At 69.6% G+C, this 26,551-nt stretch carries 29 protein-coding genes; 19 read left to right on the top strand and 10 right to left on the bottom strand.

The window, feature by feature from the left end:
* Positions 1-19: 19 nt before the first annotated feature.
* Positions 20-511: a transcriptional regulator NrdR gene (nrdR, locus tag WYM_RS03010; protein ID WP_026059500.1), complete on the top strand. Its 492-nt coding sequence runs from the start codon at positions 20-22 to the stop codon at positions 509-511.
* A gap of 63 nt (positions 512-574) precedes the next feature.
* Positions 575-1,603: a quinone-dependent dihydroorotate dehydrogenase gene (locus WYM_RS03005; protein WP_019179346.1), complete on the top strand. Its 1,029-nt coding sequence runs from the start codon at positions 575-577 to the stop codon at positions 1,601-1,603.
* 11 nt (positions 1,604-1,614) lie between these two features.
* On the opposite strand, the gene WYM_RS03000 is transcribed toward WYM_RS03005, so the two are convergent.
* A complete protein-coding gene (locus WYM_RS03000; protein ID WP_019179345.1) occupies positions 1,615-2,208 on the bottom strand; it encodes a DUF3043 domain-containing protein in 594 nt (197 codons plus the stop codon).
* Positions 2,209-2,265: 57 nt separating this feature from the next.
* On the opposite strand from WYM_RS03000, the gene WYM_RS02995 reads away from it, so the two are divergent.
* The 6 genes from WYM_RS02995 to WYM_RS02970 all read left to right on the top strand — a co-directional run bounded on the left by WYM_RS02995 (position 2,266) and on the right by WYM_RS02970 (position 8,344).
* Complete coding sequence (locus WYM_RS02995) at positions 2,266-3,666, top strand: dipeptidase (RefSeq protein WP_019179344.1); 1,401 nt, start codon at positions 2,266-2,268, stop codon at positions 3,664-3,666.
* A gap of 122 nt (positions 3,667-3,788) precedes the next feature.
* Entirely contained in the window at positions 3,789-4,169 is a 381-nt protein-coding gene (gene erpA / locus WYM_RS02990; protein WP_019179343.1) for an iron-sulfur cluster insertion protein ErpA, read from the top strand.
* 170 nt (positions 4,170-4,339) lie between these two features.
* Positions 4,340-5,233 (top strand): cytochrome c oxidase subunit II, encoded by an 894-nt coding sequence (coxB, locus tag WYM_RS02985; protein ID WP_019179342.1) that lies wholly within the window; start codon positions 4,340-4,342, stop codon positions 5,231-5,233.
* 2 nt (positions 5,234-5,235) lie between these two features.
* Positions 5,236-6,999, top strand: coding sequence for a cytochrome c oxidase subunit I (gene ctaD / locus WYM_RS02980; RefSeq protein ID WP_019179341.1), 1,764 nt, complete (start codon positions 5,236-5,238; stop codon positions 6,997-6,999).
* Positions 7,000-7,464 carry a cytochrome c oxidase subunit 4 gene (locus WYM_RS02975; RefSeq protein WP_019179340.1) on the top strand — a complete coding sequence of 155 codons (465 nt, stop codon included), beginning with the start codon at positions 7,000-7,002 and terminating at the stop codon, positions 7,462-7,464.
* A gap of 58 nt (positions 7,465-7,522) precedes the next feature.
* Positions 7,523-8,344: a PP2C family protein-serine/threonine phosphatase gene (locus tag WYM_RS02970; protein ID WP_237739282.1), complete on the top strand. Its 822-nt coding sequence runs from the start codon at positions 7,523-7,525 to the stop codon at positions 8,342-8,344.
* Positions 8,345-8,348: 4 nt separating this feature from the next.
* On the opposite strand, the gene WYM_RS02965 is transcribed toward WYM_RS02970, so the two are convergent.
* From WYM_RS02965 to WYM_RS02945, 5 genes are all read right to left on the bottom strand, one after another.
* Complete coding sequence (locus tag WYM_RS02965) at positions 8,349-8,768, bottom strand: rhodanese-like domain-containing protein (RefSeq protein ID WP_019179338.1); 420 nt, start codon at positions 8,766-8,768, stop codon at positions 8,349-8,351.
* Between the two features lie 169 nt (positions 8,769-8,937).
* On the bottom strand, positions 8,938-10,743 hold the full coding sequence (locus WYM_RS02960; RefSeq protein ID WP_019179337.1) for a cytochrome b: 1,806 nt from the start codon (positions 10,741-10,743) through the stop codon (positions 8,938-8,940).
* Between the two features lie 50 nt (positions 10,744-10,793).
* Positions 10,794-11,873 (bottom strand): ubiquinol-cytochrome c reductase iron-sulfur subunit, encoded by a 1,080-nt coding sequence (locus WYM_RS02955; protein ID WP_019179336.1) that lies wholly within the window; start codon positions 11,871-11,873, stop codon positions 10,794-10,796.
* 35 nt (positions 11,874-11,908) lie between these two features.
* Positions 11,909-12,712 (bottom strand): cytochrome c, encoded by an 804-nt coding sequence (locus WYM_RS02950; RefSeq protein ID WP_019179335.1) that lies wholly within the window; start codon positions 12,710-12,712, stop codon positions 11,909-11,911.
* A 21-nt stretch (positions 12,713-12,733) separates the two neighbouring features.
* Positions 12,734-13,378 (bottom strand): cytochrome c oxidase subunit 3, encoded by a 645-nt coding sequence (locus tag WYM_RS02945; protein ID WP_026059499.1) that lies wholly within the window; start codon positions 13,376-13,378, stop codon positions 12,734-12,736.
* Positions 13,379-13,565: 187 nt separating this feature from the next.
* Between WYM_RS02945 and trpD the strand changes: the two genes are divergently transcribed.
* Both trpD and WYM_RS02935 read left to right on the top strand, forming a co-directional pair.
* A complete protein-coding gene (gene trpD / locus WYM_RS02940) occupies positions 13,566-14,639 on the top strand; it encodes an anthranilate phosphoribosyltransferase (RefSeq protein WP_019179333.1) in 1,074 nt (357 codons plus the stop codon).
* A 33-nt stretch (positions 14,640-14,672) separates the two neighbouring features.
* Complete coding sequence (locus WYM_RS02935) at positions 14,673-15,674, top strand: PHP domain-containing protein (RefSeq protein ID WP_019179332.1); 1,002 nt, start codon at positions 14,673-14,675, stop codon at positions 15,672-15,674.
* Positions 15,675-15,681: 7 nt separating this feature from the next.
* Here the strand turns inward: WYM_RS02935 and WYM_RS02930 are convergent, their stop codons facing one another.
* Complete coding sequence (locus tag WYM_RS02930; protein WP_019179331.1) at positions 15,682-16,626, bottom strand: 5'-3' exonuclease; 945 nt, start codon at positions 16,624-16,626, stop codon at positions 15,682-15,684.
* Between the two features lie 140 nt (positions 16,627-16,766).
* Here WYM_RS02930 and WYM_RS02925 point away from each other — a divergent pair, with 140 nt between their 5' ends.
* The 8 genes from WYM_RS02925 (at position 16,767) to WYM_RS02890 (ending at position 23,392) form a co-directional block, all read left to right on the top strand.
* The gene (locus WYM_RS02925; RefSeq protein WP_019179330.1) at positions 16,767-17,678 is read left to right on the top strand and encodes a hypothetical protein; all 912 of its coding nucleotides are present in this window, start codon (positions 16,767-16,769) and stop codon (positions 17,676-17,678) included.
* Positions 17,675-18,898, top strand: a complete 1,224-nt coding sequence (locus WYM_RS02920) for an acylneuraminate cytidylyltransferase (RefSeq protein ID WP_019179329.1) — start codon at positions 17,675-17,677, stop codon at positions 18,896-18,898. Before WYM_RS02925 ends, WYM_RS02920 begins: the two co-directional genes overlap by 4 nt.
* Entirely contained in the window at positions 18,895-19,767 is an 873-nt protein-coding gene (locus WYM_RS02915; protein ID WP_019179328.1) for an N-acetylneuraminate synthase family protein, read from the top strand. The genes WYM_RS02920 and WYM_RS02915 overlap by 4 nt, the downstream gene beginning before the upstream one ends.
* Positions 19,764-21,083 (top strand): DUF6716 putative glycosyltransferase, encoded by a 1,320-nt coding sequence (locus WYM_RS02910; RefSeq protein WP_051008035.1) that lies wholly within the window; start codon positions 19,764-19,766, stop codon positions 21,081-21,083. The genes WYM_RS02915 and WYM_RS02910 overlap by 4 nt, the downstream gene beginning before the upstream one ends.
* 263 nt (positions 21,084-21,346) lie before the next feature.
* Positions 21,347-21,712 carry a hypothetical protein gene (locus WYM_RS19035; RefSeq protein WP_019179327.1) on the top strand — a complete coding sequence of 122 codons (366 nt, stop codon included), beginning with the start codon at positions 21,347-21,349 and terminating at the stop codon, positions 21,710-21,712.
* 49 nt (positions 21,713-21,761) lie between these two features.
* A complete protein-coding gene (locus tag WYM_RS02900) occupies positions 21,762-22,127 on the top strand; it encodes a TraR/DksA family transcriptional regulator (protein ID WP_019179326.1) in 366 nt (121 codons plus the stop codon).
* On the top strand, positions 22,128-22,562 hold the full coding sequence (locus WYM_RS02895; RefSeq protein WP_019179325.1) for a YchJ family protein: 435 nt from the start codon (positions 22,128-22,130) through the stop codon (positions 22,560-22,562).
* 50 nt (positions 22,563-22,612) lie between these two features.
* A complete protein-coding gene (locus WYM_RS02890) occupies positions 22,613-23,392 on the top strand; it encodes an isocitrate lyase/PEP mutase family protein (RefSeq protein WP_019179324.1) in 780 nt (259 codons plus the stop codon).
* Between the two features lie 88 nt (positions 23,393-23,480).
* Here WYM_RS02890 and WYM_RS21355 read toward each other — a convergent pair whose 3' ends face one another.
* Together WYM_RS21355 and WYM_RS02880 are read right to left on the bottom strand one after the other, a co-directional pair.
* Positions 23,481-23,648 (bottom strand): methionine/alanine import family NSS transporter small subunit, encoded by a 168-nt coding sequence (locus WYM_RS21355; protein WP_019179323.1) that lies wholly within the window; start codon positions 23,646-23,648, stop codon positions 23,481-23,483.
* On the bottom strand, positions 23,645-25,249 hold the full coding sequence (locus WYM_RS02880) for a sodium-dependent transporter (protein WP_019179322.1): 1,605 nt from the start codon (positions 25,247-25,249) through the stop codon (positions 23,645-23,647). Before WYM_RS02880 ends, WYM_RS21355 begins: the two co-directional genes overlap by 4 nt.
* A 192-nt stretch (positions 25,250-25,441) precedes the next feature.
* Here WYM_RS02880 and WYM_RS02875 point away from each other — a divergent pair, with 192 nt between their 5' ends.
* Complete coding sequence (locus WYM_RS02875; RefSeq protein WP_019179321.1) at positions 25,442-26,086, top strand: SDR family oxidoreductase; 645 nt, start codon at positions 25,442-25,444, stop codon at positions 26,084-26,086.
* Between the two features lie 15 nt (positions 26,087-26,101).
* Here WYM_RS02875 and WYM_RS02870 read toward each other — a convergent pair whose 3' ends face one another.
* Positions 26,102-26,395 (bottom strand): DUF503 domain-containing protein, encoded by a 294-nt coding sequence (locus WYM_RS02870; RefSeq protein WP_019179320.1) that lies wholly within the window; start codon positions 26,393-26,395, stop codon positions 26,102-26,104.
* Positions 26,396-26,551: the final 156 nt, after the last annotated feature.

Genomic DNA, 26,551 nt, shown 5'->3' with positions numbered 1-26,551 from the left:
CGGTTAGGCTGTCTCTGCTATGCACTGCCCGTTCTGCCGCCACGCTGATTCGCGTGTGATCGATTCGCGCACCAGCGACGACGGTCTCAGCATCCGTCGCCGTCGTCAGTGCCCCCAGTGCGGTGGCCGCTTCACCACGGTCGAGACCGCCAGCCTGAACGTCATCAAGCGATCCGGGGTGATCGAGCCGTTCAGCAGGGAGAAGGTCATGTCGGGCGTGCGCAAGGCATGCCAGGGGCGGCCCGTGACCGAGGCCGATCTGGCCGTGCTCGCGCAGACCGTGGAGGAGAGCATCCGGCAGACCGGAGCGTCGCAGCTGGACGCGAACGAGATCGGGCTCGCGATCCTCGGGCCGCTGCGGGAACTCGACGAGGTGGCCTATCTCCGCTTCGCGAGCGTCTACCAGGCCTTCGACTCGCTCGAGGACTTCGAGGCGGCCATCGAGCAGCTGCGGGTGGATCACGGCGCCGCACGGGCCGAGCGGGAGATGTCGGGCCAGACGGGCGACTGACGGCCGGTCCCGACCGGGTCCGACGAACCGGGCGCACCCGGGCGACCGGATAGCCTGGAGGCGATGTATCCCCTCCTCTTTCGCACGGTTCTCTCACGCCTCGATCCCGAGACCGCGCATCATGCGGCGATGGCGGTGATCCGCGTGCTGGGGGCCCCGCCCTTCTCCTGGGCAGCGCGTGCGCTCACCCGCCCGGACCCGCGCCTGACCACTACCGCGCTGGGTCTGCGGTTCGAATCGCCCTTCGGCGTCGCCGCCGGCTTCGACAAGGACGTGAAGGGTGCGCTCGGTCTGTACGCGCTCGGTTTCGGCCACGTCGAGGTCGGAACGGTGACGGCGATTCCGCAGGCGGGCAATCCCCGTCCGCGGCTCTTCCGTCTGGTCCCGGATCGTGCCGTGGTGAATCGCATGGGATTCAACAACCACGGAGCCGAGGCCGCGGCCGTCCGGCTCCGGAGGCTCCGCCGCCGGTCGCGACGCGCGGTGCTCGGCGTGAACATCGGCAAGAGCCGCGTGGTCGACGTGTCGGCGGCGACCGCCGACTACGTGCGCAGCGCGTCGCTGCTCGCCCCGCTCGCCGACTACCTCGTCGTCAACGTGTCTTCGCCCAACACGCCGGGACTGCGCGGACTGCAGGCGGTGGAGACTCTGCGTCCGCTGCTCACCGAGGTGCGCGACGCGGCGGGATCGACGCCGCTCCTCGTCAAGATCGCCCCCGACCTTCCCGACGAGGAGGTGACGGCGGTCGCACGCCTCGCCGTCGATCTGGGTCTGGCGGGGCTCATCGCCACGAACACGACGATCTCCCGCGCCGAACTTACGACCGACCCGGCCACGGTCGCCGCGGCGGGGGAGGGCGGTCTGTCCGGCGCACCGCTGAGAGAGCGCTCACTGGCTGTGCTGCGACTGGTGAAACAGGCGGTGCCCGCCGACTTCTGCGTGATCTCGGTGGGCGGCATCGAGACGGCGACCGATGTGCAGGAGCGGCTGAATGCCGGCGCCACCCTGGTGCAGGGATACACCGCGTTCCTCTACCGAGGCCCGCTGTGGGCGAGGCAGATCAACCGCGGTCTGGCGGCGCTGCCCCGCTGAGCGGAGGCGGGTCAGGCGGGCTTGTGGCCGCGCTTGACCTGTGGCTTCGGAAGGCGAAGGAACCGCATCTGGACCATGCGCATCGCCCCGTACCAGCCGAGACCCTTCTCGAGCTTGTCGGCTCCGAACTTCTCCTTGACCTTGCGCTTGACCGTGATCGAGGTGATGATCATGTCGCCGACGACGAAGAGGATGAAGATCCAGAGGCCGATGAACGCGTAGTACTGCACGGCCGGGGCAGGAATGAACGTCGCGAGGATCACCAGCACCATGGCGGGCATGACCGCCTCGCCGAGGTGCCAGCCCCCGTCGACCCAGTCGCGCACGAACTTCCGCTGCGCGCCCTGATCGCGGGCGGGCAGATAGCGGGGATCGCCCGCAGCCATGCCGAGGCGCGCCTTCTCGCGCTGCGCGGCCAGGTCGGCGCGGGCGCGGGCCTTCGCCTCCTTCGTGTCGGGCACGAGGGGGCGCTTGCGCGCGGCCTCCTGCTCGGAGCGCTTGGGGGTGGGCCGGCCCTTGGGTGTGGCACCGACGGGTGCGCCGTTCAGAACGGTTCCCTCGGAGGGGGCCTCGTTCGAGGCGGGAGCTGCGGGTGTCTTGGCCACGGGAGGTCCTTGGATTGAGAAGGAATGCGTTGACGGGGTGGACTTAAGATTACCCGCATGACCTCTGAGCTGCCCCGACAGGATGCTGTGCGCGAAGCCGCGGCCTCCGGCATCCCTTCCGCCATCGCCGATCTCGGTGCGCTGGTGCGGATCCCGTCCGTCGCGTTCCCGGGCTTCGACCCGGGACAGGTGGCGCGCAGCGCCGACGCCGTGGCCGACCTCGTCCGAGACACCGGGCTCTTCGACACGGTCGAGGTCCGCACGGCCGCGGTGCCGGGCATGACCGAGCAGGGCAATCCCGCGGTGCTCGCGACGCGCGCTGCGCGCAACGGCCGCCCGACGATCCTGCTGTACGCGCATCACGATGTTCAGCCCGTGGGTGACGAGGCGCTGTGGGAGTCGCCGCCCTTCGAGCCGACGGTGCGCGGGGGAAGGCTCTACGGACGCGGCGCGGCGGACGACAAGGCGGGCATCATGGCCCACATCGCCGCCCTTCGCGCGCTGAAGGAGGCTGTGGGCGACGACTTCGACCTCGGCGTCGCGCTCTTCTTCGAGGGGGAGGAGGAGGCCGGTTCGCGCTCCTTCGCACAGTTCCTGTCCGACAACGCCGACGCGCTCCGCGCCGACGTGATCGTCGTCGCCGATTCGGGCAACTGGGACGCGAAGACGCCGGCCCTGACGGTCTCGCTGCGCGGCAACACGCGCTTCACGCTGCGTGTGAAGACCCTCGAGCACGCCTCTCATTCCGGGATGTTCGGGGGCGCCGTACCCGACGCCATGATGGCCACCGTCCGGCTGCTGGCGACGCTCTGGGACGACGACGGCGCCGTGGCGGTCGAGGGGCTGACCGAGCGGGATGCCGAGACCCCGCCCTACAGCGAGGAGACGCTGCGCGACGAGGCCGGACTGCCTGACGGTGTGACGCCGGTCGGCCGCGGCACGATCCTCAGCCGCATCTGGAACAAGCCGTCGATCACGGTGACCGGCATCGACGCGCCGAGCGTCGTGAACGCCTCCAACACCCTGAGCCCCGAGGTCTCTGTCGTCATCAGTGCGCGCGTCGCGCCCGGCCAGCCCGCGCGCGACGCCTACGCCGCGATCGAGGCGCACCTGCGCGCGCACGCCCCCTTCGGAGCCCAGCTGGAGTTCTCGGACCAGGACTACGGCGACGCCTTCCTCGTCAACACCTCCGGCTGGGCGGTCGCCGCAGCACGGGAGGCCCTGCACGAGGGTTACGGGGTGGAATCCGTCGACATCGGCGTCGGGGGCTCCATTCCCTTCATCGCCGACCTGGTGCGGGAGTTCCCCGGTGCCCAGATCCTTGTGACGGGTGTCGAGGATCCCCACTCGCGGGCTCACAGCCCCAACGAGTCCCTGCACCTGGAGACCTTCCGCAACGCGGTGCTGTCGGAGGCGCTGCTGCTGGAGAAGCTGGACGCTCGCACGTCGGATGCCTGAGCAGGGCATTCGATCCGAAACCCGGGTGCCTCGGAGCCTCCTCCCGGCGGGCGCGCGTACAATCGAGGCATCCCGCCGCCTTTCGGGACCACCATCCCCGGCGGCCCGTCCGGAGGAGTGCCATGACCGACACCGCACTGACGACTGACCAGGCGCCGCAGACCGGCGCGGCGCAGGAGCACGGCGTGCTGCTGACCGATGCCGCCGCGCTGAAGGTCAAGAGCCTGCTGTCGCAGGAAGGCCGCGACGATCTGCGTCTGCGCGTCGCCGTGCAGCCCGGAGGCTGCAGCGGCCTGATCTACCAGCTGTACTTCGACGAGCGCATGCTCGAGGGCGACAAGACGGTCGACTTCGACGGCGTCGAAGTCATCGTCGACGACATGAGCGTCCCGTACCTCGACGGCGCGAGCATCGACTTCAAGGACACGATCTCGGAGCAGGGCTTCACGATCGACAACCCCAACGCAGCGGGCAGCTGCGCGTGCGGCGACAGCTTCCACTGAGCTCCGCCCGCCCGGGTAGTTTTCCGGCGGGCCCGGTGCGCCTCGATTGGCGCCCGGGCCCGCCTTTTTCGCTCCCGGGGACACGCGTCAACCTGGGCGCATGGCCTGAATCGCCTGGATGCTTGCCCTAGACTGGCAAGAGTCTTGTTCGCGATCCGGAAAGGTGCACCGTGCCTTCGAAACGCCGTATCCGCTGGGCCGTTCTCCCGATCGGGATCGCAACGGCTGCAGTCCTCGCCGGATGCACCCCGACCGAGCTGCACGGCTTCCTCCCCGGCTTCATCGAGAGCGGCCAGCCGACGACGAACCGCACCGACATGGTCGCGGGACTGTGGGTCAACTCCTGGATCGTGCTGCTCGCCGTCGGCGTCATCACGTGGGGTCTCATGGGCTGGGCGGCCATCGCATACCGTCGCCGCAAGGGACAGCGCGGACTCCCGGTGCAGCTGCGCTACAACATGCCGATCGAGATCTTCTACACGATCGTCCCGCTGATCCTCGTGATCGGCTTCTTCGCCTTCACCGCGCGCGACCAGACGATCCTCGAGACGCAGTACGACGAGCCGGATGTCGAGATCACGGCGATCGGCAAGCAGTGGTCGTGGGACTTCCAGTACGACGCCGAGTCCGACGACGACACCGTGTGGACCATGGGCGTCCAGGCGCAGACCGACGAGCGCGGCGACATCGTGAGCGAGCTGCCCACACTCGTGCTTCCGGTCGACCAGACGGTCAAGATCAAGCTGCAGTCGCGCGACGTCATCCACTCGTTCTGGATCATCGACTTCCTCTACAAGAAGGACATGTACATCGGGAAGGACAATTACTGGTCCTTCACTCCGACGCGTGAGGGCGAGTACGCCGGCAAGTGCGCCGAGCTGTGCGGCGAGTACCACTCGATGATGCTGTTCAACGTCGAGGTCGTGAGCGAAGCCGAGTACGAGGACTACCTCGACTCCCTCCGCGACGCCGGTCAGACCGGAGACATCAACGACGCCTACGACCGTCTGCAGAACCAGCCGGGCACGGGTGGGACCCCTGAGGACGAAGAGGGAGACAACTGATCATGGCGACGACGCTTCCGCTCCAGGAGACGACGCAGGGTCGCCCGACCACCCTGCCGCCGCGTCAGGCCGCACTGCTCAGCGCCTCGCGCGTCGAGCAGAAGGGCAACATCATCGTCAAGTGGATCACCTCCACCGACCACAAGACGATCGGCTACCTGTACCTCATCGCGTCCGTCATCTTCTTCCTCCTCGGAGGCGTGATGGCGCTGATCATCCGTGCGGAGCTCTTCGAGCCCGGCATGCAGATCGTGCCCACGAAGGAGCAGTACAACCAGCTCTTCACGATGCACGGCACGATCATGCTGCTGATGTTCGCGACGCCCCTGTTCGCGGGCTTCGCCAACGCGATCCTGCCCCTGCAGATCGGCGCGCCCGACGTCGCCTTCCCGCGGCTGAACGCGTTCGCGTTCTGGCTGTTCCTCTTCGGCTCGACGATCGCGGTCGCCGGCTTCCTCACTCCTCAGGGAGCGGCGTCGTTCGGGTGGTTCGCCTATCAGCCGCTGGCAAACGCCTCGTTCTCGCCCGGCGCGGGCGGTAACCTGTGGATGCTGGGTCTGGGCATGAGCGGTTTCGGCACGATCCTCGGCGCGGTGAACTTCATCACGACGATCATCACGATGCGCGCGCCCGGCATGACCATGTGGCGCATGCCGATCTTCTCCTGGAACACGCTGGTCACCAGCATCCTGATCCTGATGGCGTTCCCGGTGCTCGCCGCCGCGATCCTCGCGGCCGCCGCCGATCGCGTTCTCGGCGCCCACATCTACGACCCGGCGAACGGCGGCGTGCTCCTCTGGCAGCACCTGTTCTGGTTCTTCGGACACCCCGAGGTGTACATCATCGCGCTGCCGTTCTTCGGCATCGTCTCGGAGATCTTCCCGGTCTTCAGCCGCAAGCCGATCTTCGGATACAAGACCCTCGTATACGCGACGATCGCGATCGCAGCGCTGTCGGTCGCGGTGTGGGCCCACCACATGTACGTGACCGGAGCGGTGCTGCTGCCGTTCTTCGCGCTCATGACGATGCTGATCGCGGTGCCCACGGGTGTGAAGATCTTCAACTGGATCGGCACGATGTGGCGCGGTTCGGTGACGTTCGAGACGCCGATGGTGTTCGCCCTCGGCTTCCTCGTGTCGTTCGTCTTCGGTGGTCTGACCGGCGTCATCCTCGCATCGCCGCCGCTGGACTTCCATCTGTCGGACTCGTACTTCGTCGTGGCGCACTTCCACTACGTCGTCTTCGGCACGGTGGTGTTCGCGATGTTCGCCGGCTTCTACTTCTGGTGGCCGAAGTGGACCGGCAAGATGCTCAACGAGCGCCTGGGCTACATCCACTTCTGGATGCTGTTCATCGGCTTCCACATGACGTTCCTCATCCAGCACTGGCTGGGTGTCGACGGAATGGTCCGCCGCTACGCGGACTACGCCGATCAGGACGGCTTCACGTGGGGCAACCAGGTCTCGACGATCGGCGCCATGATCCTGGGCGCGTCGATGATCCCGTTCCTGTTCAACGTGTGGATCACCGCGCGCCGGGCGCCCAAGGTCACCGTCAACGACCCGTGGGGCTATGGGGCATCGCTCGAGTGGGCCACGTCCTGCCCGCCGCCGCGTCACAACTTCACGTCGATCCCGCGCATCCGCAGCGAGCGTCCCGCGTTCGACCTGAACCACCCCGAGGCCGGCATCCCCGTCGGCGTCGGGCCGGCGAAGGACGCCCCTGACGCCCCGGTTGCCGACATCGCCGAGGGAGAGGTGAAGTAAGTGCGCACCAACACCGGACTGTGGTGGCTGCTCTCCGCATTCTTCCTGCTGGTAGCGGTGGTCTACACCGCGTGGAACCTGCTCTCGAATTGGGACACGAACGCCACCGGCGGCCAGTCCTACTGGGAGTCGGTGACTCTGTCCATCGAGTGGGTGGGAAGCGTCGCCCTTCTCTTCACGGCGTTCATGGGCGCGCTGATCGCGTTCTACATCGGCAAGGTCCACAAGGCACAGGGCGGCGAGCTGCCCGAAGACCGACTGACCGCCGACATCGATGACGGCGACCCCGAGCTCGGCGAGTTCAGCCCGTGGTCATGGTGGCCGATCGTGCTGGCCTTCTCGGCTGCGATCGCCATGATCGGCCTCGCCGTCGGCGCCTGGCTCATGCCCATCGGCATCGCGATCTTCGTCATCGCGATCGTCGGCTGGGTGTACGAGTACTACCGCGGCTACTTCGCCCGCTGATCGACGCGGTCCGCATCGTCTTCGTGCCCTTCCGGCTCACACGCGTGAGGCTCCATCGATGATGGGGCCTCGCGTTGCCCTGCGCGGCGCCGCCGTCTCGGATGTGGGACCGCATCGCGCGGTGAACCAGGACGCGGCGTTCACGGCGTCGTGGGGCGCCGCCGTCGCCGACGGCGTCGGCGGCGGGCCGGCCGGCGATCTCGCCTCCGCGGCGTTCATCCACCGCCTCGCAGCAGGAATGCCCGGACCCCTCGAGCCCGAACTGCTGGCCGTCCGGGTCCGCGAGGCCAACTGGGATCTGCGCGCCCACGTCGAGCGAGATCCGGCCCTGCACGGCATGGCGACGACCTTCACCGGCATCTTCCTCTCCGACGCCGAGGAGCTCCTCCTCGCCCACACCGGAGACTCGAGGGCCTATCTTCTTCGAGACGGCCTGCTGTCGCGGCAGACGCGCGACGACTCGCTCGTGCAGGTCCTCGTCGACAGCGGACTCATGACGGCCGAGGTGGCGGCCTCCCACCCGCGGCGCAACGTCATCACGGCGTCCCTCAGCGGTGCCGAGCGGGACGCGGCGACCGTCGCTGTTCACGTGCCGAGGATCGGCGATCGGTGGCTGCTGTGCAGCGACGGGCTGACGGACTACGTGCCCGAGGCCGACATCGAGCGCCTCCTCGTCGCGTACGACGCCGCGGAGGACGCAGCGGGCGCGTGCGTCGCGCTCGCGATCGAAGCGGGCACCTACGACAACGTGACCGTCGTGGTGTGCGACGTGGCCCTGGGGGCGCCCATGAACCCGACGGGGGACCTGGCGCACCGGCCCTCGACCTCCTTCTACGGCGCCGCCGCCGCGAGGTTCATGGAAGGCCTGGAGTCGGCCTGAGTCGTCAGCCCGCGACCGGGGCGCGCACGACCATGACCTGACGATCGAAGACGCGGGGCAGCGCGCCCTCGTCGTTCTCCGCGGGCTGCCCCTCGCGCACCCAGTACTCGTATCCGCCGATCATCTCCTTGACCCGGTAGCCGAGGCGCGCGAACTCGAGGGCGCCTTTCGCGCCGGCGTTGCAGCCCGGGCTCCAGCAGTACACGACGACCGGTGTCCTGGCCGCGATCTCGTCCGACGCCCGCTCAGCGATCTCCCGGTAGGGCATGTGCACCGCCCCACGGATCCGCCCCTGCGCCCAGGCCTCCTCGCCGCGCACGTCGACGAGGACGAAGTCCTCACCGGCCTTCTGCGCCGCGTACACATCGGACGCGTCGGTCTCGAGCTCGAGCTTGGCGGAGAAGTACGAGAGTGCGTCTGTCATGTCTTCAGGCTAAGCGGGCCCCGGTCGGCCTCCCGCCCGGAGGCGCGTCACCCGTCGGCGGATTCCTGCCGTTCTCTCGCTTGATCCTGACCGCCGGGTGAGACGACGGATGCCTCGGCACGATCCGTTCAGATCGTGCCGAGGCATCCGGTGCCGCCGTGGGCTGGGCTCAGGAGCCGGACTCCTTCTCGCGGTTCCGGGGCGGCTTGGTACCGGGATCCGGATTCGGGACGATCACGTTCGAGGGGCGTACGGCCGTCTCGGAGTTGTGTCCGTCGTCGATCGGGATGTGCGGGGCGTCGGGGACGCCGGCGCGCTCGTGTGCGCCCTGCAGCTCGGCGTGCTCTTCGGAGGCGATGTGCTCCAGCGAGTGGTGCTGGTGGGCCAGCGCCGCGTCGAGCTCGCTCTGCGTGACGGGGGAGAGGCGGTCCTCGAAGAACCAGCGCGAGATCGACGCGCGCAGGTTCTCGTGCCAGGGGATGCGTCCCTTGGCGTTGGGGCGGACGACCAGCGGCTCGTACGTCTCGAAGTCCACGAGACGGTAGCGCTCGTACTCGTCGACGGGCTGGTGCACCTCGATGTACTCGCCGCCGGGCAGGCGGACGATGCGACCCGACTCGAAGCCGTGCAGAGCGATCTCGCGATCCTTCTTCTGCAGCGCGAGGCAGATGCGCTTGGTCACGAAGTAGGCGACGATCGGACCCACGATGAGCAGCGCCTGAAGGGTGTGGATGACACCCTCCATCGTGAGCCAGAAGTGGGTCGCGATGATGTCGGAGGCCGCCGCGGCCCAGAGCACCGCGTAGAACGTGACGCCCGCGGCGCCGATCGCGGTGCGCGTCGCCGCGTTGCGAGGCCGCTGCGCGATGTGGTGCTCGCGCTTGTCTCCGGTGACCCACGCCTCGATGAAGGGGTAGATCAGCACCACGACGATGAACAGGCCGAGCCCGACGAGCGGGACCAGGATGTTGAACGACCAGGTGCGGTCGAACAGCACGAACTCCCAGCCGGGCGGCACCAGGCGCAGGGCGCCGTCGGCGAAGCCGATGTACCAGTCGGGCTGCGTGCCCGCCGACACGGGCGACGGGTCGTAGGGGCCGTAGTTCCAGATCGGGTTGATCGTGAACAGCGAGGCGACGAGGACGATCACACCGAACGTGATGAACAGGAATCCGCCCATCTTCGACATGTAGACCGGCATCATCGGGTAGCCGACGACGTTGCTGTTCGAGCGGGCCGGGCCGGCGAACTGCGTGTGCTTGTTGATCACCATCAACATCAGGTGGACCACCAGCAGACCCACGAGGATGGCGGGGAGCAGCAGGATGTGCAGCGTGTACAGGCGCCCCACGATGGCCGTGCCCGGGAACTCGCCGCCGAAGAGCAGGAACGAGGTCCAGGTGCCGATCAGGGGGATGCCCTTGACCATGCCGTCGATGATGCGCAGGCCGTTGCCGGACAGCACGTCGTCGGGGAGCGAGTAGCCGGTGAAGCCCTCGCCCAGGGCGAGGATGAACAGGATGAAGCCGATCACCCAGTTGAGCTCGCGCGGCTTGCGGAAGGCGCCCGTGAAGAACACGCGGAGCATGTGGACGCCGATGCCGGCGATGAACACGAGCGCGGCCCAGTGGTGGATCTGCCGGACAAGGAGCCCGCCACGGAGGTCGAAGGAGATCTCGAGCGTGGATGCCATGGCGGCCGACATCTCGATGCCGCGCATGGGGAGGTAGGCGCCGTCGTAGTGCGTCTCGACCATCGACGCCTGGAAGAAGAACGTCAGGAACGTGCCCGAGAGGAGCACGACGACGAACGCCCACAGCGCGATCTCGCCCAGCATGAACGACCAGTGGTCGGGGAAGATCTTGCGACCGAGCTCTTTGACGAAGCCCGACAGGCTCGTGCGCTCATCGATGTAGTTGGCGGTGGCGCCGATGAAGCGTCCGCCCAGCGGCTTGTCACGCGGGGGAGGCGGCACCGTGGAGACGGCCGGCTCCCGAGTGACGTTCTCGGTGGGGTGAGTGGTACTCAATGACGCTCCCAGAAGCTCGGGCCGACGGGTTCGGTGAAGTCGCTGCGCGCGACGAGGTAGCCCTCATCGTCGACGGTGATGGGCAGCTGCGGCAGCGGGCGGGCAGCCGGTCCGAAGATCACCTGCGCATGGTTGGTGACGTCGAACTGCGACTGGTGACACGGGCACAGCAGGTGGTGCGTCTGCTGCTCGTAGAGCGCCACGGGGCAGCCGACGTGCGTGCAGACCTTCGAGTACGCGACGATGCCGTTGTACGACCACTCCTTGCGATCCTCGTCCTCGACGAGGTCCTCGGGGAGCAGGCGCATGAGCAGGACGATGGCCTTGGCCTTCTCCTCCAGGTAGCCGTCGCTGTGCGAGAGCGAGGCCAGCTCCTCGGGGATGACGTGCACCGCGGAGCCGAGGGTGAGATCCGCCGCACGGATCGGCTCCCCGCTGGGGTCGTGCGCCAGGCGCATGCCCTCTTTCCACATGGTGTGCTCGAGGAGGTACACCGGGTCGCCCCCGTGCGGGTGCTCGGGAGAGCTCTGCGGGGCGAGGCCGCGGAAGAGCACGATGCCGGGAGCCACCGATGCGACGAGGGCCGCGATGAGCGAGTTGCGGATCATCACGCGTCGGCCGAAGCCGGACTCGTCGTTCGCGTCGGAGAAGGCCTGGATGGCGGCGGCGCGCGTCGTGTCGCGGCCACGAGTCGCGTGCCGCGGCTCGATGAACTCCTTGTCCGACATGATCGCCTTCGACCAGTGGATCGCGCCGATGCCGATTGCCAGCAGAGCGAGCGTGATGCCGAGGCCGATGAAGAGGTTGTTCTGGCGGATGTCGACGGCCCGGCCGCTCTCGATCGGGAACAGCATGTAGGCCGCGATGGCCCAGATGCTGCCGGCGATCGACAGGTAGAACAGGGTGTAGACGGTCCGGGCGGCGCGCTTCATCGCCGCCGGATCGGTGTCGGTCATCCGCTCGCGGTGAGGGGGGAGCTCCGGGTTGCGCACCGGGTCGGTCACCGCGACGGCGAGCCCGGGCGAGGGCTTCCAAGAAGCCCTCTCGTGCTCGAGCGGGTCGTCCTCGTGTGCCATGCTGCTCCTCGTCAGTGTTGCGTGTCGTTCGTCGATCAGTTGGACTTCGCCGTGATCCACACGGTCAGGGCGATCAGCGAACCGATCCCGAAGATCCAGATGAAGAGGCCCTCGGAGACGGGGCCCAGCGAGCCGAGCGTGAACCCGCCCGGAGACTCTTCTTCCTGCAGGTAGAGCAGGTACGTGATGATGTCGCGCTTCTCTTCGGCTGTGAGCGTCATGTCGTTGAAGACCGGCATGTTCTGCGGACCGGTCACCATCGCGGCGTACATGTTGAGGGGACTCACCTCATGAAGGGCGGGGGCGTACTTGCCCTCGGTGAGCGCACCGCCCGCACCGGCGACGTTGTGGCACATCGCGCAGTTGATGCGGAAGATCTCGCCACCCTCGGACGCGTTGCCTTCGCCGTCGATGACTTCCTCGTCGGGGAAGCTGGGGCCGGGGGCGATCGACTGGATGTACTCGCCGATCGCGGCGATCTGCTCGTCGGTGAACTGCACCGGCTTCTGCGGGGCCTGCGGTCCCTGCATCTGCAGCGGCATGCGGCCCGTGCTCATCTGGAAGTGAACGGCGAGCTCGCCCACACCGTAGAGCGAGGGACCGTCGTCGGTGCCCTGCACGTCGAGGCCGTGGCACGTGGCGCAGTTGGCCTGGAACAGACGCTCGCCGTCTTCGACGGTGAGTGCCGAGTCGACGGCGGTCTCAGGGGTGCTCGCGGCCATCGCCGCCGAGGCGCCGGCGTACACGCCGCCGGTGATGAGCAGGCCGATGCCGATGAGTGCGGCGGCAGCCCAGGGGCTCCGGCGTCCTTTCGAGCGGCGCGTGGTCTCTCGTGCCATGTCGGTGAATCAGCTCCGCTCTTACTTCAGGAAGTAGATGACGAGGAATAGGGCGATCCAGACGACATCGACGAAGTGCCAGTAGTACGACACGACGATCGAGGACGTCATCTCTTTGCGCCCGAAGTTCTTGACGGCGTACGCGCGTCCGATCACGAGGAGGAACGCGATGAGGCCGCCGGTGACGTGGAGGGCGTGGAAGCCCGTGGTGAGGTAGAACGCCGACGCGTAGGAGTTCGCGCTGATCGGCATCCCCTCGGCGACGAGCTGGGCGTACTCCCAGACCTGGCCCGACACGAAGATCGCGCCGAGCGCGAAGGTCAGCCAGAACCACTCGACCATGCCCCAGCGCTGCCAGAAGGAGTTCGACTTCACCGTGTAGGGCTGGAAGCGCTCCGCCGCGAACACGCCCATCTGGCACGTGACCGACGACAGCACGAGGATGATCGTGTTGACGGTCGCGTAGGGGATGTTCAGCAGCTGGGTCTCTTCCGCCCACAGGTCGGGGGACGTGCTGCGGAGGGTGAAGTAGATCGCGAACAGGCCCGCGAAGAACATCACCTCGCTGCCGAGCCAGACGATGGTGCCGACGGCGACCGGATCCGGCCGCTTGACGGACCGCATGGCCTGGGAGTAGGTCGCTGTGGAGGTCGTCACACTCCCCATTATGGCCGATGCTCGGCGCCTGTATTCGCATCAGGCGACACCTTCTTGCACCCATTCCGACTTAGGGTGTCCTAAGAGCCCACCGCGAGTTCCCCGTGAACACGTGATGAAGACGCAGAATCGCTCTCCCGGCGACCGGGTGTCACGAAAAGGTCCCGATTCCGGCCCGGCGCTAGGGTTGTGCGTTATGGCGGAGCTCTACACCTGGCCGGGAATTCTCAGCACCCTCTTGGAGCGGCGTGATCTCAGCGTCGCGGAGTCGACGTGGGCGATGCGCCAGATCATGTCGGGGACCGCGTCGCCGTCGCAGCTCGGGGGGTTCCTGGTGGCGCTGCGCGCCAAGGGGGAGACGGTCGACGAGATCGTCGGCTTCCGCGATGCGATCCTCGAGGCCGCGCTCCCGCTCCCGGTGGACGCCGCCGTGCTCGACATCGTCGGCACCGGCGGGGACCGGTTCGGCACGGTCAACGTCTCGACGATGGCCGCACTCGTGGCCGCGGCATCCGGGATCCCCGTCGTCAAGCACGGCAACAAGGCGGCGAGCTCCGCGTCGGGCTCATCGGACGTCCTCGGCGCGCTCGGACTGGATCTGTCGCTTCCGCCCGAGGCGGTGGCTGAGACGCTCTCGCGCGCGGGCATCACGTTCGCGTTCGCGGCGGCCTTCCACCCCGGGTTCCGGCATGCCGGCGCGACGCGCAGCGAGCTCGGCGTGCCCACCGTGTTCAACTTCCTGGGGCCGCTGTGCAACCCCGCGCGCGCCGAAGCGAACGCGGTGGGGGTCGCGCACCTCGACCGCGTGCCGCTCATCACAGGCGTCTTCCGCACGCGCGGCGCCACGGCGCTGGTGTTCCGCGGTGACGACGGCCTCGACGAGCTGACCACCACGGGCCACAGCCGGCTGTGGGAGGTGAGCCGCGGCGATATCCACGAGCATGACCTCGATCCGCGCGATCTCGGCATCCCGCTGGCGGACATCGACGATCTGCTCGGCGGCGACCCGGCTCACAACGCCGCGGTCGTGCGCCGCGTGCTCGGCGGCGAGACGGGGCCGGTCCGCGACATCGTGTTGCTCAACGCCGCCGCGGGCATCGTCGCGTATCGCCTGTTCCGCGACGCGACGCAGGTCCAGCGCCCGATCCTCGAGCGGCTCGCCGAGGCGCGCGACGACGCCGCGGCGGCGATCGACGGCGGCGCGGCGCTCTCGACGCTCGACACCTGGGTGGCCACCACCCGCGAACTCGCGGTCACGCCCGCGGTGTGACCCGAGGCCACGCCCCATGACGACGGAACACCCGTGAACCCGCACGACGCACTCACCGAGATCGCAACGCTTCTCGAACGCGAGCGGTCGTCCCGGTACAAGTCGAAGGCCTTCCGCGCGGCCGCTGATGCGATCGAGGGTCTGAGCGACGCGGAGCTGCACGACAGCGGGACGCTGCGTCGTCGCAAAGGCATCGGAGACTCCTCGTTCGCCGTGATCCAGGAGGCGCTGGGCGGCGCGGTTCCCGCGTACCTCGCCGATCTCCGCGAGCGCGCGGGCGTGCAGCGCGCGTCGACGCTGCGCGGACTGCTGCGCGGAGATCTCCACTCGCACAGCGACTGGTCCGACGGACTCACCTCGATCGACCTCATGGTCGACGCCGCACGGGCACTCGGCCACGAGTACCTCGCGCTCACCGATCACTCCCCGCGCCTGCGCGTCGCCAACGGGCTCTCGCCGGAGCGTCTGCGCGCTCAGCTCGAGATCGTCGCGGGCATGAGCGGCTCGGGCTTCACGCTGCTGTCGGGCATCGAGGTCGACATCCTCGACGGAGGCGCCCTGGACCAGGAGCCGGAGCTGCTCGACGAGCTCGACGTGGTGGTCGCATCCGCGCACTCGAAGCTGCGGATGGAGCGGGGGCCGATGACACGCCGGCTGGTCGCCGCCGCCTCCAGCTCCCACGTCGACGTGCTCGGGCACGTCACGGGGCGCCTCGTCGAGGGGTCCCGCGGCACGCGTCCGCCCTCCACGTTCGACCCGAGGCCGGTGTTCGAGGCGTGCGCCGCGAACGGCGTCGCCGTGGAGATCAACTCCCGGCCCGAGCGTCAGGACCCCCCGGACGAGCTGATCGAGCTCGCGCTCGAGATCGGATGCCTCTTCTCCATCGACTCCGACGCCCACGCGCCGGGTCAGCTCTCTCTGCTGGACTACGGCGCCGAGCGCGCCGAGCGGCTCGGTGTACCTGCGGAGCGGATCGTGACCACGTGGCCGCTGGAGCGGCTGAGGCAGTGGACGCAGCGGGACCGCACCGCCTGAACGGTGCTCAGGCGGACGCGGCGTTCGAGCCGAGTCCGTCGAGGGCGTCGAGGATGCGGCTCATCGCCGTGCCGAGCGCCCAGCGCTCGGCGAGCGCGGTCGCATGGTCCCTGGCCTCATCGTCGAGGGGGCGAAGCGTCGAGTCGGGAATCGTGAGCGGCAGGTCGCGCACGACCGCGACCACCTGCGGCGCCACAGCGAGGTAGGGCGCGCCGGCGAGCATCTTCGCGCGCACTCCGGCCGACATGCCCTCGCCCGCCTCGGCGGCGGCCACGATGCCGGTGAGGTCGCCGTGCGCTGCCAGCAGCGTCGCCGCGGTCTTCTCGCCGATGCCTGCGACGCCGGGAAGACCGTCGGAGGAGTCGCCGCGAAGCGTCGCGAAGTCGGCGTACTGGCCGGGCAGGACGCCGTACTTGGCGACGACGGTGGCGTCGGTGACCAGCTCGAGGTTGCTCATGCCGCGCGCGGTGTAGATCACGCGGACGTCGCGTGCGTCGTCGACGAGCTGGAACAGGTCGCGGTCGCCCGTGACGATGTCGACCGGCATCGAGGCCGTGGTCGCCAGGGTGCCGATCACATCGTCGGCCTCATGCGCCGGTGCGCCGACGATTCGGATGCCGAGCGCCTCCAGAGCCTCTCGGATCACCGGCACCTGCACCTCGAGCGGGTCGGGCACGACCTCGACGTCGGGCGCGCCCGCGACGACCTCGGCCACGCGGTGGGTCTTGTAGGTGGGGATCAGATCGACCCGCCACTGCGGACGCCAGTCGTCGTCCCAGCAGGCCACCAGGTGGGTCGGGCGATATGTCGTCACGAGCTTGGTGATGATGTCGAGGAACCCGCGCACCGCGTTGACGGGAGTGCCGTCCGGCGCGCGCACGGTGTCGGGCACGCCGTAGAAGGCCCGGAAGTACAGCGAGGCCGAGTCGAGGAGCATGAGGCGGTCGGTCACGGGATCATCCTGGCACGCCTCCCCGACGCGGCGGGTGCCACCCGTCGTTCACCTTCCGGTCGGCTTCCGGTCGCCTGCGCGCACCCACCGCGTTCACATCCTCCGCGCACCGTGGGGACACGGCCGGAAAAGGAGGCGACATGAGCCGGGACGACGCTCTCGCGTGGGTCGAGTCGCCGCTGCAGCTGGTGGGCGCGGCGGAATGGGCCGACGCCCATCGCACGACGATCCCGGTCGCCGGTCGCCTCACGCCGCAGATCTCCGAGACCGCGGATGCGCTGGTCGCGCGGGGTGCCCGGTTCGGTCAGCTCGAGCCGTACCTCGGCATCCCGTGGAGCCTCCTCGCCCGCCACGGGCACTGGCTGGTCGGCGACGGGTTCTCGGGACAGTTCCGCCTCGCCGCGGCCGTGCTCCGCCCGCGCCGCCTCACCTTTCTCGACGACGGCGCGCTCGCTCTCGCCTACGCCGACACGCTGCTCGGGCGTCGCCCGTACGCGCGTCCGCACCAGGCGGAGGGCCGCCTGACGACCGCGGTCGCGCCGTTCACGGCCGAGATCATCGCCCGGCGCGCGGTCGCGCGGCGGGCGGCGCTCTTCACCGCGTTCGACCTCGGCGCCGACCGCTCGGACGCCCTCACGGACCGCGGCTTCGGCATCCGCCGCCATGACTTCGCCTGGACGCGCTCGACAGCGCCGCGCGCTCCCGAACTCGGACGCCGCATCGTGCTGGGCAGCGCCGGGCCGGTGGACGGACGGATGCCGCTGCCGGAGTACGTGCGGTGGGTCCGGGGTGCGACCGCCGGTGGCGCGGTGTACCTCCCGCATCGCCGGGAGACGCCGGAACAGCTCGACGCGGTCGCGGCGGTGCCGGGCGTGCGCATCCACGAGACGAAGCTGCCCGTGGAGCTCGTCCTCGCCGGTGCGTCCGAGGCCCTCGACATCCACACTCTTCAGTCCAGCACGGTCACGACGCTCCCGCTCGTCCTCGCCGGCACCGGCGCGCGCCTGCACATCGGCGCCGCGCGCGGCTCGAAGCGGGCGGGCGTCGCATGAGCGAGGTCGTGGCCATCATCCCCGCCCGCGGCGGGTCCAAGGGCGTCGTGCGCAAAAACCTGCGGCGCGTCGGCGGCGTGCCCCTCGTGGCACGGGCCGTGGATGCCGCCCTGCGCTGCCCGGGCATCGACCGCGTGGTCGTGAGCACCGACGATGGCGAGATCGCCGCCGTCGCCGCCGAGTGGGGCGCCGAGATCATCGATCGTCCGGGGGTGCTCGCGGCCGACGAGTCCTCGTCGGAGAGCGCCCTGCTGCACGCCCTCGAGGAGCTGGACGCCCGGGGCGTGGACGTGGGGATCATCGCGTTCCTTCAGGCGACATCGCCGTTCATCGATGTCGACGCCCTGGCGGGCGCCGTGCGCCTGGTGCGGTCACGCCGCCGCGACAGCGTCTTCTCGGCGATCGAGACCTACGGGTTCCTCTGGGAGAAGGGCTCGGGAGGAGCGGCGCAGGCGGTGAACCACGATGTCGACGTGCGTCCCCGCCGCCAGGACCGCGCCCCGCAGTATCTCGAGACCGGTGCCTTCTACGTTCTGCGGGCAGCCGGGTTCCGGTCGTCGCGCCATCGCTTCTTCGGCAGCGTCGGAATCGCAGAGGTCGCACCGCGCACGGCGATCGAGATCGACACCACCGACGAGCTGGAGGTGGCCAGGGCCCTGGGCGCTCTCGTCGACCGGCCCGCGCCGATCGACGCGGCCGCTGTGGTCACCGACTTCGACGGCGTGCACACCGACGACACCGTCCGCGTTGATCAGGACGGCGTCGAAGCCGTGACGGTGAGCCGCGCGGACGGCATGGGCGTCTCGCTGCTGCGCGCGGCCGGCATCCCGTTCCTCATCCTCTCGACCGAGGTCAATCCGGTGGTGTCGGCACGGGCGCGCAAGCTCGGCGTCGACGTGCGCCAGAGCGCCGGCGACAAGGCTGCGGCGATCCGCGCGTGGGCGGCCGACCGCGGAATCCCGCTCGCGCGCATCGCGTATCTCGGCAACGACGTCAACGACCTGCCGTGTCTCGAGATCGTCGGGTGGCCCACCGCCGTCCCCGACGCCCACCCCCTCGTCCTCGCGGCCGCCCGCGTCGTCCTGGAGCGCCGCGGCGGCGAGGGCGCCGTGCGCGACCTCGCCGAGCGCGTCCTCGCGGCGCGCGCCGCCGACCCGTCGCCCGAGCGCCGGCAGCGAGACGAGGCATCCGGTCCCACCGCACCACAGGAGGCATCATGACCGTATCCATCGGATCCCGCGTGATCGGGGGCGGTCGCCCCGCCTACGTGATCGCCGAGATCGGGCTCAACCACAACGGCGACGTGGATCTCGCCAAGCGACTGATCGACGTCGCCGCCGATGCGGGGGCCGACGCGGTCAAGTTCCAGAAGCGCACGCCCGAGATCGCCACGCCCTCCCACATGCGCGACATCCCGCGTGAGACGCCCTGGGGCACGATGAGCTACCTCGAGTACCGCCACCGCGTCGAGTTCGACCGCGACCAGTACATCGAGATCTCGGACCACGCCATGCTGCGCGGCCTCGAGTGGTTCGCCTCACCCTGGGACGAGCCGAGCGTGGAGTTCCTCGAGGACCTGGGGGTCCACGCCCACAAGGTCGCGTCGGCGTCTCTCACCGATCACGCGCTGCTGCGCGCTCTGCGCGACACCGGCAAGACCGTCATCCTGTCGACGGGCATGTCGACGATCGACGAGATCGACGACGCCGTCGAGGTGATCGGCACGGAGCGTCTGCTGCTCATGCACGCCACCTCCACGTATCCGATGGAGCCCGGGGAGGCCAACCTGCGGATGATCCCGGCGCTGCGCGATCGCTTCCCGGGTGTGCCCGTCGGGTATTCCGGCCACGAGCGCGGTCTGCAGATCTCGCTGGCAGCGGTGGCTCTGGGTGCGGTCGCCGTTGAGCGGCACATCACCCTCGACCGCACGATGTGGGGCTCGGATCACGCCGCCTCGCTCGAGCCGACGGGGCTGCAGCACCTCGTGCGCGACATCCGCGTGATCGAATCCGCGCTCGGCGACGGCGTCAAGCGGGTCTACGAGAGCGAGCTCGCCCCCAAGGCGAAGCTGCGGCGCGTTCCGGCGTGACGACCGGCTCACGTGGCGCGTCCCGCCCGCGCATCGTCGCCATCGCCGACACCGACTCGTACGTGAAGTGGGCGGCGGCCCTGCTCGGCGGCGCCGGTGAGCGCTGGGATGCCTCGCTCCTCGTTCTGGAGACGCCGCTGGTCGTGAGTGAGCCCCAGCGCGCCGCTGCTGTGAAGGGGAGCGGCCTTGCTCCCGAACGGGTGGAGCGGGTCGAGTACTCCCGCCTCTCGTCGCAGCTGGCGGCGCTGCGACCCGACGCGGTGCTGATCGCCGCACGCGGACCGCTCGTGCGGGTGCTGGCTCGCGACGTCGCCGACCTGAAGCCCAGGCCGGTGATCGTCACCGGGCTTCCCGGCATCTCGATCCCCGCGACGCGCAAGGCTCTCGTCTATCGCACCCAGTGCGATCTGTTCATCGTCCACTCGCGCCGCGAGCTGCGCGAGTTCACGGCACTGGCCGACCGAACGGGCTTCCACCAGCGGTTCGCACTTGCCACCCTGCCCTTCGCGCGTGCCGCAGTCGGTGCCGACGCCGACGCCGACGCCGACGCCGGAGTCGAGCCCGACCGGGCGCCCGCGACCGACCTCGTCTTCGCGACGCAGGCGCGGGTGCCTGCCACCCGCCCCGATCGACTGCGCATCGCACGCCTTCTCGTTCGCACGGCCGAGGCGGACCCCTCCCGCCGGGTCGTGGTGAAGCTGCGCGCCGTCCACGGCGAGCAGCAGACGCATGTGGAGCACGACGGCTACCCGGAGCTGCTCTCGACGCTCGGCCCGCTGCCGCCGAACCTCGTGACGTCGACCGTCTCGATGGGCGAGGCGCTGGCCACCGCCGAAGGTCTCGTCACGGTCAGCTCGACCGCGGCCATCGAGGCCGTCGCCGGCGGCATCCCCGTCATCGCGCTCGACATGTTCGGCGTCTCGTCGAAGCTCATCAACGAGACGCTCGCCGACGCCGGTCTGCTCGGCGCCGAGGACGACGTCGTACATCGGAGGTTCCGGCATCCGGACCCGGCGTGGCGGGACGACAACTACTTCCACGCCGCCGATGCGGATGACTGGGAGGAGTGCGCCCTCGATCTCATCGCGCGGCGACACGCGGGTGCGCTCGTGTCGCGTCCCGCCCTCGACCGCCGCGGGGGAGCGCTGCGCGACGCATGGGAGCGGAGGATCGCCCTCGGGCGCAGCGACACGTCGACGGCCGGGACGGTCGCGTACGCGATCGGCCTGCCGCTGCGGACCGCGCTGCGACTGTGGCACCGCGTGCGCCGCTCGGCACGCGCGCGCCTCGCGGCCGTACCTGTCGGGGAGGGCTGAGCGAAAGAGCCGACGATCGCGCTGGGGGTCGCAATCGCCGGCTCCGGGGTGGGTCGCAATGACACCGCCCCTCGTGCCCGCCGGGGGCCGGGCACGAGGAGGGGTCCCGTTCGCCTCATCGCCGTGGGCGCCGCAGGAGGGAGCTGGGATCCCCGGTACGACGTCATCCTCAGGATGGCACGCCGACCTGGGAAGCGCCTGTGGTCTGACCACAGTCCGGAGCGTCTCTGGTGGGCGGCCGACGCCGCTGTCATCATGAGGGCATGAACCTCGCCAGATCGTCCGCCTCCGTCCTTCTCGCCGGCGCCGCCCTGATGCTCACCGCGTGCGCCGCAGCGGGACCGGTGATCACCCCGGTCACGCGAGGCGCCGGCTCGCTGCAGGGAGCGACGGTCGATCTCGAGGTGGGACAGATGCTGAACATCGACACCGGAGACCTCGCCGTCGACAGCTACTCGGGTGAGGTCGAAGACCCGGCGGTGGCCGAATTCGTGGCCGGGCGCGAAACGGACGGCGCGACGTTCGATCCCGGTGTCGAGGCTCTCGCCGAGGGCACGACGACCGTCGTGATGTCGAACTCCGACGGCGGGATACAGAACCTGACCTTCACGGTGCGCGTGTCCCAGTAAGCGGCATGCCGAGGCGCCTGCGATCGCCCCGCAGGCGTACCCTCGTGCGATGACCACAGCCGCTCATCGCATCGAGTTGCGGGCGCTTCTCGACGAACTGCGCGCCGGTGCGGATGCACGTCTCTCCGCGATGGACGAGACCATCGCCGAGTTGCGCGCGGACCGCGGATCCGCTGTCGCCGACGACGAGCACGACCCCGAGGGCGTCACGCTGTCGGGGGAGTGGGCGCGGGCGGTCGGACTGCAGGAGGCGGCCCGTCGCGAGATCTTCGAGATCGACGGCGCCCTGGAGCGCTGGGAGGCTGGAGCCTACGGCGTCTGCGTCGACTGCGGCCGCGGCATCCCCATCGCGCGTCTGCGTGCCCGGCCCTTCGCGACCCGTTGCGTCGCATGCGCCGAGAAGGCGGGAGCCTGAGTGTCGTTCGGAGCCGCCGCAGAAAACCCCTCCACCGCGGGATTCCCCGCCGTCGTCGCGAGTGATCCGTGCCCGTGCGGCAGCGGTGAGCGATATGAGGGATGCTGCGGCCCCCTGCTGCGCGGAGCCGTCGCCCCGACGCCCGAGCGGCTCATGCGCTCGCGGTTCACCGCCTTCGTCGTCGGCGACGCGCGCCATCTCGCCGGCTCGTGGCACCCGGGCACCCGGCCGGCGGAGCTGACGCTCGATCCCGCTCTGCGGTGGACCGGGCTGGAGATCGTCGAGACGGACGCAGGCGGTGAGGGTGACACGCGGGGAGTGGTGGAGTTCCGTGCCGCATGGCGTCAGGGACGCGACCGCGGCGAGCTGCACGAGCGCAGCCGCTTCGTGCGGCAGAGCGGACGGTGGTGGTACGTCGACGGCGAAGTGCGCTGACCGGTCGTCGGCGGATCCCGCGGTCCTGACCACCCGCTAGCGTTGCCGATATGACCACCCAGGCTGAAAAGGCACAGACCCTCGCGCGGCTGCACGCTGCGCCCGAGATCCTCCGCGTGGTGAACGTGTGGGACGCGGTGTCGGCGAAGACGATCGCCGCGCTGCCCGAGACCCGCGCGATCGCGACGGCGGGGCACTCCATCGCGGCGACGTTCGGCTACGCCGACGGCGAGAACATCCCGCTCGACCTCCTCCTCGACATGCTCGGGCGGATCGTCGCGGCAGCCGGCGACCTGCCGGTCACCGCCGACCTGGATGCCGGCTTCGGCGACGCGGGAGAGACGGTGCGTCGTGCGATCGGAAAGGGCGTCGTCGGCGCGAACGTGGAGGATCGCCTGTGGCCGCTGGACGAGGCCGTCGGCGCCGTGCGCGCCATCATCGCGGCCGGGGAGGCGGAGGGCGTGCCGTTCGCGCTGAACGCTCGCACCGACGCCTTCGTCCGCGGCGGCGGCCGGCCGGCCGAGGAGTCGGTCGCCGACGCGATCGAGCGAGGCCGCGCGTACCTCGACGCGGGCGCCGACCTGGTGTTCGTGCCGGGGATCCTGGACGCGGACGTGACCCGCCGGCTCGTCGACGGCATCGGTGAGCGGAAGGTCAGCGTGATCGGGCTCCCGGGCGCGCTCAGTGCGGCCGAGTACGAGGCGCTCGGCGTCGCGCGCATCTCGTACGGTCCCATGACGCAGCGCGTCGCTCTGACCGCGCTGCAGGACGTGGCGGCCGAGCTCTACGGCGACGGCGTGATCCCCGAGGGCACGCGCGCTCTGAACTGACCGGAACCGGAGTGCCCGCGGCGCGGGCCGATTCCGCCGCGTCGCCGGCGACCTCCGGGCGAGCGCGGCGGTCGCCCCTCGCGCGAGCTCAGGTGTCGTGGACGATCGGCGCCTCGTCCTGCCGATGATCGTCGGCGGCGCCGGGCGGGTACGCGGCCACCTCCGGACGGTTCCGGAGGAAGAGCGTGCTGGCGATGAGCCCGCCCCACACGATGGCGATAGCGAGGATCAGGAAGGTGATGGCGAGCGGTGTCATGACGAGCCCTTCCGTGCGGCGGAGGATGCGGCAGGCGTGGCGGGCGAGTACTCCGGCCACGGACTGAAGTCATCGGGAGACTCGCGCCATCGGAGCGCGGTCATGACGATGGCCGCCACGACGATGAACGCGATGGTGCCCCAGCCGAACAGGAGGAGGTACCAGCCCGGCATGTCTCCATAGCCCTCGACGATCAGCGCGACGATGCGTGAGATGAGCATGTAGCCGAGGACGATCGGGGCGAGGACGCCGACGAGGAGCACCCACACCTTGCCGAGCTTGAACGTCGAGACGGCGTTCAGATGGAACCGCAGCTCGGGTCCGCGGCGGAGCACCCAGATCAGGAGGATCGTCATGATGACGGCGGAGGCCACGATCCCGATGTTGTTCGCCCACTGATCGGTCACGTCCAGGGCCAGGAGGCCCGTCGTCGTGGAGAACAGCAGCACCGAGAGCACCGCCGAGACCAGGCCCACACCCACCGCCGCCGCCCGCGGCGACAGCCGGAACTTCTCCTGGATGGCCGCGGAGACCACCTGCAGCACCGAGATGAGCGAGGTGAAGCCGGCCAGCGCGAGGGAGCCGAAGAAGAGGCATCCGAACAGCGGACCGCCCGGCATCTGCGACACGATCGCCGGGAACGTGATGAACGAGAGCCCGACCCCGGTCAGCCCCTCGAGCTCGGCTACCGCGATGCCCTGCTGGAACGCGAAGAAGCCGAGCGTCGCGAAGACGCCGATGCCGGCCAGGATCTCGAAGGACGAGTTCGCGAAGGCGACCACGAGGCCCGGCGCGGTCAGGTTGGAGCGGCGCCGCCGGTACGAGGCGTACGTGATCATGATGCCGAAGGCGATCGACAGCGAGAAGAAGATCTGACTGTAGGCGGCGATCCAGACGTTCGGATCACCCAGAGCGGCCCAGTCGGGCGTGAAGAGGGCGTTGAGACCCTCGGCGGCGCCGTCGAGGAACAGCGCGCGCACCACGAGGATCAGGAAGGCCACCACGAGCAGGGGCAGGAAGATGACGTTCACCCGCTGCAGGCCCTTCGCGACGCCGGCCGCGAGCACCACGATCGCGGCGATCCAGACGAGCGCGAGCGGAATCAGCACGTTGGGGACGAACTCGAGGCTGATGCCGGGGTCTCCGGTGCGAAGGTACTCGCCGGAGAAGAACCCGGCCGGGTCGTCACCCCATCGCAGGTCGAACGAGAACACGAAGTAGCTCAGGGCCCATGCGATCACGGCGGTGTAGTAGAGGCCGATGACGAACGCGATCGCGACCTGGAACCATCCCAGAGACTCCGTCCACCGTCCGAACGCGCGCCCGATGCGGCGGAAGGCCGTCGGCGCGGCTCCCCGGAAGCGATGGCCCAGCGCGTAGTCGAGGAAGAGGATCGGGATGCCGGCCGTCAGCAGGGCGACGAGGTAGGGGATGAGGAACGCGCCGCCGCCGTTCTCATAGGCGACGCCGGGGAAGCGCCAGATGTTGCCGAGTCCCACCGCCGAGCCGATGGCGGCGAGGATGAAGCCGACCTGCCCGGTCCACTCCTCGCGGGGGCGGGCGGGAACGGATCCGCTGGTCGAATTCGAGGCATCGGTCACGTCGTCGGTCCCTTCTGCGGCGTGCCGGCGGATCCCGGTCGCGCTCCTCGCACGCTAGCAGCGGGTCCGGGCCGGGTCGAGGCCCCCGGTTCCACCGATCAGGCGCGGGCGGCATAGGCTCGAAGTGCGATGATTCCTGGCCGCGCCGCACCTGCGCCGGCTCGGCGACGGCGACGACGAAGGGAACCCCTCATGGCCCGCATCCTGATCCTCGGCGGACACGGAAAGGTCGCGCTGCTGCTCGAGCCGCTGCTTGTGGAGCAGGGGCACACCGTGACGGCCGTCATCCGCAATCCCGATCACGAGGCCGATGTCGCGGCGACCGGCGCGCAGCCGGTGATCGCCGACATCGAGGCGCTCGACCTCGATCAGCTGAGGAACCTCGTCAGCGGCAACGACGTCGTGGTGTGGTCGGCGGGCGCCGGGGGCGGCGACCCTCGGCGCACCTATGCGATCGACCGCGACACCGCGATCCGGTCGATGGATGCCGCGACCGCCGCCGGTGTCGAGCGCTATGTCATGGTCTCGTGGATCGGGTCGAAGGAGGACCACGGCGTGACGCCCGACTCATCGTTCTTCGCCTACGCCGACGCGAAGTGGGCCGCGGACGCGCACCTGGCGGACAGCTCTCTGGACTGGACGATCCTCGGCCCCGGCACGCTCACCATGGATCCGCCCGCCGGCCGCATCGAGATCGATCCGGATGGCGATGGCGCGGTGTCGCGGGCCGATGTCGCCGCCGTCATCGCGGCATCCATCGCCGACGACTCCACGATCGGGCGCACCATCCGATTCGGCGGCGGTGAGGAGCACATCGGTCACGCGATCGCGGGCTGAGCGCGCCGGACGGGATCAGTCCTCACTCGAGTGCAGCCCTCGGCGAGCCGAGAGCAGGGTGACCTCCGGGTGGTCGGCCACCAGGCGCTCGGCGCGGTCCAGAACATCACGGACGTGCGACGAGCCGGACGCCACGATCGACACTCCGACTGCCGCGCGGCGGTGCAGGTCGTGATCGCCCACCTCTGCCACGGCAGCCTCGGTGCGCCGGCTCAGGTCGGCGATGAGCGGACGCAGAATGCTGCGCTTCTCCTTGAGCGAGCGGACATCCCCGAGGAGCAGGTCGAACTCGATCCAGCCGATCCACATGGCTCCATCGTGGCAGGACCGACCGGCGGACGGCGATCGCGCCCGACTCCTGGGGAACATCGCGGCCGAGGACCGCGTTCTGATACCCTGAAGAGTCACGCGTGTGGCTGTCTCGCCACGCCTGGGCGCCGGTTCGCCGGTCCTGTGTGACATCAA

Source organism: Microbacterium yannicii PS01, from assembly GCF_000304335.1.
Classification (GTDB): domain Bacteria; phylum Actinomycetota; class Actinomycetes; order Actinomycetales; family Microbacteriaceae; genus Microbacterium; species Microbacterium yannicii_A.
This window is presented reverse-complemented; position numbering and strand designations above follow the sequence as displayed.

What these genes read in the sequence shown, in the direction of transcription:
- WYM_RS02915 (WP_019179328.1), top strand. Translation starts at nt 18,895, where the DNA reads ATGACCGTATCCATCGGATCCCGCGTGATCGGGGGCGGTCGCCCCGCC.
- WYM_RS02950 (WP_019179335.1), bottom strand. Translation starts at nt 12,712, where the DNA reads ATGGCACGAGAGACCACGCGCCGCTCGAAAGGACGCCGGAGCCCCTGG.
- WYM_RS03005 (WP_019179346.1), top strand. Translation starts at nt 575, where the DNA reads ATGTATCCCCTCCTCTTTCGCACGGTTCTCTCACGCCTCGATCCCGAG.
- WYM_RS02945 (WP_026059499.1), bottom strand. Translation starts at nt 13,378, where the DNA reads ATGGGGAGTGTGACGACCTCCACAGCGACCTACTCCCAGGCCATGCGG.
- WYM_RS02875 (WP_019179321.1), top strand. Translation starts at nt 25,442, where the DNA reads ATGGCCCGCATCCTGATCCTCGGCGGACACGGAAAGGTCGCGCTGCTG.
- WYM_RS02870 (WP_019179320.1), bottom strand. Translation starts at nt 26,395, where the DNA reads ATGTGGATCGGCTGGATCGAGTTCGACCTGCTCCTCGGGGATGTCCGC.
- WYM_RS21355 (WP_019179323.1), bottom strand. Translation starts at nt 23,648, where the DNA reads ATGACACCGCTCGCCATCACCTTCCTGATCCTCGCTATCGCCATCGTG.
- WYM_RS02920 (WP_019179329.1), top strand. Translation starts at nt 17,675, where the DNA reads ATGAGCGAGGTCGTGGCCATCATCCCCGCCCGCGGCGGGTCCAAGGGC.
- WYM_RS19035 (WP_019179327.1), top strand. Translation starts at nt 21,347, where the DNA reads ATGAACCTCGCCAGATCGTCCGCCTCCGTCCTTCTCGCCGGCGCCGCC.
- WYM_RS02995 (WP_019179344.1), top strand. Translation starts at nt 2,266, where the DNA reads ATGACCTCTGAGCTGCCCCGACAGGATGCTGTGCGCGAAGCCGCGGCC.
- WYM_RS02955 (WP_019179336.1), bottom strand. Translation starts at nt 11,873, where the DNA reads ATGGCACACGAGGACGACCCGCTCGAGCACGAGAGGGCTTCTTGGAAG.
- WYM_RS02925 (WP_019179330.1), top strand. Translation starts at nt 16,767, where the DNA reads ATGAGCCGGGACGACGCTCTCGCGTGGGTCGAGTCGCCGCTGCAGCTG.
- WYM_RS02970 (WP_237739282.1), top strand. Translation starts at nt 7,523, where the DNA reads ATGATGGGGCCTCGCGTTGCCCTGCGCGGCGCCGCCGTCTCGGATGTG.
- erpA (WP_019179343.1), top strand. Translation starts at nt 3,789, where the DNA reads ATGACCGACACCGCACTGACGACTGACCAGGCGCCGCAGACCGGCGCG.
- nrdR (WP_026059500.1), top strand. Translation starts at nt 20, where the DNA reads ATGCACTGCCCGTTCTGCCGCCACGCTGATTCGCGTGTGATCGATTCG.
- WYM_RS02965 (WP_019179338.1), bottom strand. Translation starts at nt 8,768, where the DNA reads ATGACAGACGCACTCTCGTACTTCTCCGCCAAGCTCGAGCTCGAGACC.
- ctaD (WP_019179341.1), top strand. Translation starts at nt 5,236, where the DNA reads ATGGCGACGACGCTTCCGCTCCAGGAGACGACGCAGGGTCGCCCGACC.
- WYM_RS02890 (WP_019179324.1), top strand. Translation starts at nt 22,613, where the DNA reads ATGACCACCCAGGCTGAAAAGGCACAGACCCTCGCGCGGCTGCACGCT.
- WYM_RS02900 (WP_019179326.1), top strand. Translation starts at nt 21,762, where the DNA reads ATGACCACAGCCGCTCATCGCATCGAGTTGCGGGCGCTTCTCGACGAA.
- trpD (WP_019179333.1), top strand. Translation starts at nt 13,566, where the DNA reads ATGGCGGAGCTCTACACCTGGCCGGGAATTCTCAGCACCCTCTTGGAG.